The sequence below is a fragment of the Moraxella porci DSM 25326 genome (genome assembly GCF_002014855.1).
Classification (GTDB): Bacteria; Pseudomonadota; Gammaproteobacteria; order Pseudomonadales; family Moraxellaceae; genus Moraxella; species Moraxella porci.
This window is the reverse complement of the sequence record NZ_MUYV01000018.1, coordinates 1-1,301: the sequence shown is the minus strand read 5'-3', so window position 1 is coordinate 1,301 and position 1,301 is coordinate 1. Positions and strand designations below refer to the sequence as shown.

At 47.2% G+C, this 1,301-nt stretch carries 1 protein-coding gene; it reads right to left on the bottom strand.

All coding sequences use genetic code 11. The features are described 5' to 3' along the window. Nucleotides 1–97: 97 nt before the first annotated feature. Nucleotides 98–1,288 (bottom strand): elongation factor Tu, encoded by a 1,191-nt coding sequence (gene tuf, locus B0681_RS09925; RefSeq protein WP_078318570.1) that lies wholly within the window; start codon nt 1,286–1,288, stop codon nt 98–100. Nucleotides 1,289–1,301 lie beyond the last annotated feature (13 nt).

Sequence of the window (1,301 nt, the reverse complement as noted above, 5' to 3'; positions counted from 1 at the left end):
CAAAACAAAAAGACAAACCCTCTCGGATCTGTCTTTTTGTGTGCAATTGCTACTGATGTCAGTTTGGCAATTGCTTGGGTTGTTTTTTGTTTGACGATTAGTCTTTAACAGTTGCAACAACACCAGCACCTACGGTACGGCCACCTTCACGGATCGCGAAGCGTAGACCTTTGTCCATAGCGATTGGGTGGATTAGCTCAACGCTCATCTCAACGTTATCGCCTGGCATAACCATTTCAGTGCCTTCTTGTAGGGTGATTGCACCAGTTACGTCAGTTGTACGGAAGTAGAACTGTGGACGATAGCCATTTAGGAATGGGGTATGACGGCCACCTTCTTCTTTAGATAGTACGTATACTTCTGCGTCGAACTTGGTGTGTGGGGTGATTGAACCTGGCTTAGCCAGTACTTGACCGCGTTGAACTTCTTCACGCTTAGTACCACGAAGTAGAACACCACAGTTCTCACCTGCACGACCTTCGTCTAGCAGTTTACGGAACATTTCAACACCAGTACAGGTGGTTTTTTGAGTTGGTTTGATACCAACGATTTCGATCTCTTCACCAACTTTGATGATACCAGACTCAACACGGCCAGTAACAACAGTACCACGACCTGAGATTGAGAATACGTCTTCGATTGGCATTAGGAATGCTTTATCTACTGCACGCTCTGGCTCTGGGATGTAGCTGTCTAGGGTGTCTAGTAGTTCTAGAACTGCTGGCTCACCGTATTGACCTTGGTCACCGTTAAGGCCTAGTAGTGCAGAACCTTTGATGATTGGCGTGTCATCACCTGGGAAGTCATAGTCAGATAGAAGTTCACGTACTTCCATTTCTACTAGCTCTAGAAGCTCTTCGTCATCAACTAGGTCACACTTGTTCATGAATACCATGATGTATGGTACGCCAACCTGACGAGATAGTAGGATGTGCTCACGAGTTTGTGGCATTGGGCCGTCAGTTGCAGCAACAACTAGGATTGCGCCGTCCATCTGTGCAGCACCAGTGATCATGTTTTTAACATAGTCAGCGTGGCCTGGGCAGTCAACGTGTGCGTAGTGACGCGCAGCAGTGTCATACTCGATGTGAGAAGTGTTAATGGTAATACCACGTGCTTTTTCTTCTGGAGCAGAGTCAATAGCAGCGTAGTCTTTTGCTTCACCACCGTGGTGCTTAGCAGCAACGGTTGCGATAGCAGCAGTTAGAGTGGTTTTACCATGGTCAACGTGACCGATGGTACCAACGTTTACGTGTGGCTTGTTACGTTCAAACTTGGCCTTTGCCATGATGGTTTCCTCG

Excerpts from the sequence above, each read along its gene's own strand:
- tuf (WP_078318570.1), bottom strand. The coding sequence starts at position 1,288 with ATGGCAAAGGCCAAGTTTGAACGTAACAAGCCACACGTAAACGTTGGT.